The organism is Variovorax sp. P4_D9, assembly GCF_056401695.1.
In genome coordinates this window covers 1-5,998 of record NZ_JBFUIU010000561.1, presented here as the reverse complement: position 1 = coordinate 5,998, position 5,998 = coordinate 1, and the positions used below count along the sequence as shown (strand labels likewise).

Below are 5,998 nucleotides of genomic sequence, written 5' to 3'. Positions count from 1 at the left end.
GCGCCAGCGCGGCCGCGGCCTCCTCGAGACGGCCGAGCAGCAGGAGCCGGCGGGCCGCGATCAGCCGGGCCTGCAGCGCATTGGCGCGATCGGCGCGGGCCTCCAGGATGGCCGCGGCTGCCGCCAGCGCGCGCGGCGAGCCGCCGAGATCGCGCATGGCCAGCGCCACTTCGGCCTCGGCGACGATGCAGCGGGCGCGCGCCAGCTCCTCGTGGGTACCGAAGCCGCGGGCGGCACGCCGCAGCAGCTCGCGGGCGCGCGGATGCTCGCCGAGCTGGGCCATGGCGATGCCGCGCATGGCCAGCGCCGGTGGGTCGTCACGCAGGGCGACCCGCTTGAGGGCACCGAGCGCGTCGCCGGCGGCCAGGGCGCGCGCGGAGGCGGCGATCAGGGAGTCCATGGCGACAGGTTACCGCGCCGCCCGCTTTCAGGAAATTTCCGAATCTCGTTGACGGGCCTGGAATGGACGAGCTGCGTGGCTAGACTGATCCTTTGGATAGCCGTCAAAACTCGAAGAAATGCTCGTTCCCAAAGCCGTTCTTGCCCTTTCAAGCAGTCATGGCTGGATGCGCCAGCCCTCCGGAGACATCGCAGCCACCTGGCAATCCGCTCGTCGGATGCTGGTCCGCAGAGGAGTTTCAGCCTGTTTTGCGCGACAAGGCCATCTCGTTCATGAACCGCCGTCCGGATGGGACCTTCACGATCGAATTCAGAAACGCGGACAACGGCAAGACAGCTTTCACCCAAGCGGAGGAGGGGACCTGGTCATACGCCGACGGCAAGTTCACGACTGTCACCACGCAGATCGAAGGGAAGCCGACCGACAGAAGCGACCCGCACTTCACCGATAGCTATCTACTCCTGTCGCTCTCCGACAAGGTGATGCAGCTCTACCATCCGGGTCACAAGAGAACGTTTACATCGAAGAAGGTCTCATGCATGCGCGGTGCGCCGTAGCGACCAGGCAAGCGGCTCAGCGCCGCAGGGCCCCGGCGAACTGCAGCATGGCATCGATCCCGGCCGCGAAGCGGGACTCCAGGAACACCGCCAGGTGCGGGATCAGCAGTTGCATCATGCCGATGCCGGCCAGCAGGGTCAGCGGGAAGCCGACCGCGAAGATGCTGAACTGCGGCGATGCGCGATTCAGGATGCCCATCGCGAGGTTGAGGATTAACAGCGCGGCCACCAGCGGCAGCGAGAGCATCATGCCGCTGGCGAAGATCTGGCTTGCGCCCGAGACCAGGAACATCCAGCCCTGCGCGGCCAGCGGCGCATCGGCGATCGGCAGCGCCTCGAAGCTGCGCGCCAGCGCGGTGATCATCATCAGGTGGCCGTCGACGGCGATGAAGATCAGCATCGCCAGCATGTTCAGGAAGCGCGCCACCACCATCGTGGCGCCGCCGTTCATGGGGTCGAAGAAGGAGGCGAAGGACAAGCCCATCTGCAGGCCGATGTACTCGCCCGCCGCCAGCACCGCGGTGAAGACCATGCGCATCGTGAAGCCCATCGCGGCGCCGACGAGCACCTGCTGAACGATGATCCAGACGCCGCCGGCGGAGACCACCGGGACCTCGGGCATCGGGCCCAGCGTGGGGGCCAGCACCAGCGCGAGCACCGCGGCGATCGCGACCTTGATCCGGCGCGACACCCAGGCCTCGCCGAAGACGGGCGCGGTGCTGACCAGCGCCAGCATCCGCACGAAGGGCCACAGGAAGCCCACCATCCAGGCGGTGAGCTGCGCCGACGTGACCTGGAAGACCGGCGGCATCAGCCCACGATCTGCGGAATGCTCATGAACAGCGCGCGGATGTAGTCGAGCATCTGGCCGAGCATCCAGGGGCCGACGATCACCAGGGTCGCGAACACCGCCAGCAGCTTCGGGATGAAGGACAGAGTGGCTTCGTTGATCTGCGTCGCGGCCTGGAAGATGCTGATGACGAGGCCGACGACCAGCGCCACCAGCAGCAGCGGCGCACCGACCACCAGCGACACCTGCATCGCCTGGTTGCCCATCGACATGATGGTTTCTGGAGTCATGCTCGTCCTATGTGTAGAAGCTCTGCGCGAGGGCGCCGATCAGCAGCTGCCAGCCATCCGCCAGCACGAACAGCATCAGCTTGAAGGGTAGCGCGATGCTGGCCGGCGGCACCATCATCATGCCCATCGACATCAGCACGCTGGCCACCACCAGGTCGATGATCAGGAAGGGAATGAAGATCGTGAAGCCGATCTGGAAGGCGGTCTTGAGCTCGCTGATCACGAAGGAGGGCAGCAGGATGCGCAGCGGCACCTCTTCCGGCCCCTGCATGTCGGGCACCTTGGCGAGCTTGGCGAACAGCGCCAGGTCGTTCTCGCGGGTCTGCCGCAGCATGAAGGCCTTGAAGGGCTCGATGCCGCGATCGAGCGCCTTGTCGGCGCTGATCTTGTTCTCGGAGAAGGGCTTGTAGGCCTCGGCATAGACCTTGTCGAACACCGGCGCCATGACGAAGAAGGTCAGGAACAGCGACAGTCCGACCAGGATCTGGTTCGGCGGCGAGGACTGCGTGCCGATCGCCGTGCGCAGCAGCCCCAGCACGATCAGGATGCGCGTGAAGCTGGTCATGCACAGCAGCAGTGCCGGCAGGAAGGACAGCGAGGTCAGCAGCACCAGCGTCTGCACGCTGAGCGACCAGGTCTGGCTGCCGCCCGGTCCGGGCGTGCTGATCAGGCCGGGCAGGCCCTGGCTCCAGGCGGCCATCGGCAGCGTGGCTGCGAGCAGCAGCAGGCCGGCCCGAAGGCCTTGGCGAATCGCCTTGCTCATCATGATCCGGGGCGCGCCTTGCCGGTCAGCGATTCGCGCAGCTTCTGAGCGAACAGGTCGACCGGGCTGCGTGCAGCCGTGGTCGCGGGTGCAGCCACGGCGCCGGGCACGCTTTGCGCAGGCAGGGAATGTAGGGTGTTGATCTGGTTCGAGGTCACGCCCAGCACCAGCCAGGTGTCGGCGACCTCGACCACCACCACGCGCTCGCGCTGGCCGATGCTGGCGGTGGAGACCACCTTCACCACCTGGCCGCCGCCGCCGAAGCGCTGTAGTCCGAAGCGGCGCGCCAGCCAGGCGCACGCGAAGATCAGGCCCAGCACCAGCAGCATGCCGAGGCCGGCCTGCAGCGGGCCCGAGGCGCCGACCACCGGCGCCACCTCGGCGGCATGGGACGGCACGGTAGGAAGGCTCATGCGCGGGCCAGCTTCTGCATCCGCTCCGACGGTGTGATGATGTCGGTCAGCCGGATGCCGTACTTGTCGTTCACGACCACCACCTCGCCCTGGGCGATCAGGTAGCCGTTGATCAGCACGTCGAGCGGCTGGCCGGCCAGGCCGTCGAGTTCGACCACCGAGCCCTGCGACAGCTGCAGCAGGCTCTTGATGGTGATGCGGGTGCGGCCGATCTCGGCGGTGAGCTGCACCGGCACGTCCATCACCCGCGCGATGTCGACCGCCGAGACGTTGGCGGTCGAGGCCGGTTCCTGGATCTGCTGGAAGACCTGCGCGGAGGCGGGCGCCGGCACCGGCCCGGCGGCCGGCGCGGGAGGCGTTGCCGCGGTCTGCTCGGCCAGCGCGCTGGCCCAGTCGTCGGCGTCGCTGGCGGTGGCGTTGTTGTCAGTCATGGTCGTTCTTCACATCGCTGTCTTGGTGGGAGATCATGTTTTGCACGCGCAGGGCGTAGCGGTCGTTCGAGGTGCCGAAGCCGCACTCCATCACCGGCACGCCATCGACTCGAGCGATGACGCTGGAGGGCAGTTCGATCGGCAGCACGTCGCCGACCTGGAGCTTGAGGATCTCGCCGAGGGTCGAGGACATCGTCACGAAGTCGGCCGTGAGCTCGACGTCGGCGGCCTGCATCTGCCTGGACATCTGCTTGACCCAGCGCTTGTCGATCTCGACCTCGTCCTGGATCGGGTTCGACAGCAGGTCGCGGATCGGCTCGATCATCGAGTAGGGAATGCACACGTGCAGGAAGCCGCCGATGGGGCCGAACTCGATCTGCAGCGTGGTGTTGATAACCACCTCGTTGGGCGCCACGATGTTGGCCAGCTTGCCGTGCATCTCGGCCCGCACGTAGTCGAATTCGAGCGGGTACACCGGCTGCCAGGCGTCGCCGTAGCACTGCAGCGAGAGGTCCAGCAGGCGCTTGATGATGCGCTGCTCGGTGCGCGTGAAGTCGCGGCCCTCCACGCGCACGTGGTAGCGGCCGTCGCTGCCGAACAGGTTGTCGACCACCAGGAACACCAGCTTCGGATCGAACACGAAGAGCGCCGTGCCGCGCAGCGGCTTCATGTGCATCATGTTGATGTTGGCGGGCACCGGCAGGTGGCGCACGAATTCGCCGTACTGCTGGATCTGCACCGGCCCGACCGAGATGTCGGGGCTGCGGCGCATGAAGTTCAGCAGGGCCCCGCGCAGGCCGCGCGCGAAGCGGTCGTTGATGACCTCCAGCGTGTGCATGCGACTGCGCACGACCCGGTCGGGCGCGCCGAGGTCATAGGCCGGGAGGCCGTCGGCAGGCGCAGGCGAGGTGCGTGTCTGGTCGACGTTGCCGCCGGTGACGCCTTGCAGCAGGGCATCGACCTCGTCCTGCGAGAGGACTTGTTCATAGGCCATGGGTGGCTTGCCTGGTGGGGGTCACTGCACCACGAAGGTGTTGAAGGCGACGCTGGTGATGCCCTGCTCGGGCAGGTCGTCGTTGAGCGGCCGGTTCAGCTCGGCGCGGATCTCCTCGGCCAGCTTGCTCTTGTCCTCGGGCGAGACCAGCGAATCGGCGGTCCGGTTCGACAGCAGCATCAGGGTTCGGCTGCGCAGCTCTGGCATGAGCTCGACGATCTGTGCCTTCGACGGCTCGCCCCGCACCCGGAGTGCCATGCCGACATGCAGGAACTTGGCGCGGCCTTCGCCCTGCAGGTTGACCGTGAACGGCTCCAGGGTCACGAAGATCGGCTTCTCGGGCGCCGGCTTGGCGGCCTCGGCCTGCGCGGCCCGGGGGCCGACGAACACATAGGCGACCGCGCCGGCGGCCAGCAGGCCGATCCCGATCAGGAGGCCGATCAGCAGCTTCGAGGAACGAGGCGCAGCGGGGGAAGCGGTAGGTGAGGTAGCCATGGGGGAGCTCGTTTGACTTGTTCGGTCTATTCTTTGCGAACTGAAGGCTCGGCGAACGGCCGATCAGGGGCGGAAAAGCCCGTCAGATCCGCTCATTGCCGAGCTTCAGGCGAAGGTGTCCAGGCCCGCGTTCGCGGCGCGTGCGCTTCTGGCCGTGGGGACTGGCTGCGCTGCCGCAGCGGCGTTGTCGATGCCCCGGCCGGCCCCGGGATACGTCGGCTTGCCGGACGAGCGGCCCGGGTTCTGTTCGGCGAAGCCGCCTTGTTGCGAGGGCTGGCGGGTGTCGGCGCCGACCGAGGTGTGGCCCAGGCTGATGCCCTGGTCGGCGAGGGTGGTGCGCAATTGCGGCAGGGCGGCCTCGACCGCCTTGCGCACGCCTTCGTGGGCCGAGACGAACATCGCCTGGGCCTGGTTGTCTCCCATCGTCAGCGTCACCTTGAGCGGGCCGAGGCCGGCCGGGTTGAGGTTCAGCTCGGCCACCTGGTGGCCGCTGGCACTCATGCGGATCATCTGCTGGCCGATGGCCGGTCCCCATTCGTGGCTGCCCACCGGCGGCGCGACCGACAACACCGGCGTGGCGTCGCGGCCGGCGTTGGCGCGATCGGCCGCCGGCAGGGCCGAGGCCAGCTGCGGCAGCGTCTGTGGGATCGAGGCGCTGTCCGTGTCGATCGCCTCGCTGCGCTTCGCTTCGGGGGCGGCGGCGATGATGCTGCTCGCCGCGCCGGCAGCGGCCTGGACCGCGGCGGTCTTCGGTGTGTCGGTCGGGGCGCCGGCCGCAGCGGCGCCGGCTTCGCTCGCGGACTTCGCCGCGCCCGAGACGRCTGGCGCCGGCACGACCGCTGCGAGAGAACGCGCCGTCTGCGCC

At 68.0% G+C, this 5,998-nt stretch carries 9 protein-coding genes and 1 pseudogene; 1 reads left to right on the top strand and 9 read right to left on the bottom strand.

Annotation, left to right across the window (positions count from 1 at the left end):
• Positions 1-400 (bottom strand): annotated as a pseudogene (locus AC1DY5_RS38785) (helix-turn-helix domain-containing protein); the annotation flags it as partial.
• A 248-nt stretch (positions 401-648) separates the two neighbouring features.
• On the opposite strand from AC1DY5_RS38785, the gene AC1DY5_RS38780 reads away from it, so the two are divergent.
• Positions 649-957, top strand: a complete 309-nt coding sequence (locus tag AC1DY5_RS38780; RefSeq protein WP_478119771.1) for a hypothetical protein — start codon at positions 649-651, stop codon at positions 955-957.
• A 16-nt stretch (positions 958-973) separates the two neighbouring features.
• Here the strand turns inward: AC1DY5_RS38780 and fliR are convergent, their stop codons facing one another.
• The 8 genes from fliR to AC1DY5_RS38740 all read right to left on the bottom strand — a co-directional run.
• A complete protein-coding gene (fliR, locus tag AC1DY5_RS38775; protein WP_478119770.1) occupies positions 974-1,768 on the bottom strand; it encodes a flagellar biosynthetic protein FliR in 795 nt (264 codons plus the stop codon).
• Complete coding sequence (fliQ, locus tag AC1DY5_RS38770) at positions 1,768-2,037, bottom strand: flagellar biosynthesis protein FliQ (RefSeq protein WP_478119769.1); 270 nt, start codon at positions 2,035-2,037, stop codon at positions 1,768-1,770. Before fliQ ends, fliR begins: the two co-directional genes overlap by 1 nt.
• A 7-nt stretch (positions 2,038-2,044) precedes the next feature.
• Positions 2,045-2,800 (bottom strand): flagellar type III secretion system pore protein FliP, encoded by a 756-nt coding sequence (gene fliP, locus AC1DY5_RS38765; RefSeq protein WP_478119772.1) that lies wholly within the window; start codon positions 2,798-2,800, stop codon positions 2,045-2,047.
• Entirely contained in the window at positions 2,800-3,213 is a 414-nt protein-coding gene (fliO, locus tag AC1DY5_RS38760) for a flagellar biosynthetic protein FliO (RefSeq protein ID WP_478119768.1), read from the bottom strand. The genes fliP and fliO overlap by 1 nt, the downstream gene beginning before the upstream one ends.
• Positions 3,210-3,644 (bottom strand): flagellar motor switch protein FliN, encoded by a 435-nt coding sequence (gene fliN, locus AC1DY5_RS38755; RefSeq protein ID WP_478119767.1) that lies wholly within the window; start codon positions 3,642-3,644, stop codon positions 3,210-3,212. Before fliN ends, fliO begins: the two co-directional genes overlap by 4 nt.
• Positions 3,637-4,638 (bottom strand): flagellar motor switch protein FliM, encoded by a 1,002-nt coding sequence (gene fliM / locus AC1DY5_RS38750; protein WP_478119766.1) that lies wholly within the window; start codon positions 4,636-4,638, stop codon positions 3,637-3,639. Before fliM ends, fliN begins: the two co-directional genes overlap by 8 nt.
• A gap of 21 nt (positions 4,639-4,659) precedes the next feature.
• The gene (locus AC1DY5_RS38745) at positions 4,660-5,133 is read right to left on the bottom strand and encodes a flagellar basal body-associated FliL family protein (protein ID WP_478119765.1); all 474 of its coding nucleotides are present in this window, start codon (positions 5,131-5,133) and stop codon (positions 4,660-4,662) included.
• 105 nt (positions 5,134-5,238) lie between these two features.
• Positions 5,239-5,998, bottom strand: a 760-nt coding sequence (locus tag AC1DY5_RS38740; RefSeq protein ID WP_478119764.1) for a flagellar hook-length control protein FliK, incomplete at its 5' end; no start/stop codon positions are given.

Coding starts and splice junctions, on each gene's coding strand:
- fliM (WP_478119766.1), bottom strand. CDS start 4,638: ATGGCCTATGAACAAGTCCTCTCGCAGGACGAGGTCGATGCCCTGCTG.
- fliN (WP_478119767.1), bottom strand. CDS start 3,644: ATGACTGACAACAACGCCACCGCCAGCGACGCCGACGACTGGGCCAGC.
- fliO (WP_478119768.1), bottom strand. CDS start 3,213: ATGAGCCTTCCTACCGTGCCGTCCCATGCCGCCGAGGTGGCGCCGGTG.
- AC1DY5_RS38745 (WP_478119765.1), bottom strand. CDS start 5,133: ATGGCTACCTCACCTACCGCTTCCCCCGCTGCGCCTCGTTCCTCGAAG.
- fliR (WP_478119770.1), bottom strand. CDS start 1,768: ATGCCGCCGGTCTTCCAGGTCACGTCGGCGCAGCTCACCGCCTGGATG.
- fliQ (WP_478119769.1), bottom strand. CDS start 2,037: ATGACTCCAGAAACCATCATGTCGATGGGCAACCAGGCGATGCAGGTG.
- fliP (WP_478119772.1), bottom strand. CDS start 2,800: ATGAGCAAGGCGATTCGCCAAGGCCTTCGGGCCGGCCTGCTGCTGCTC.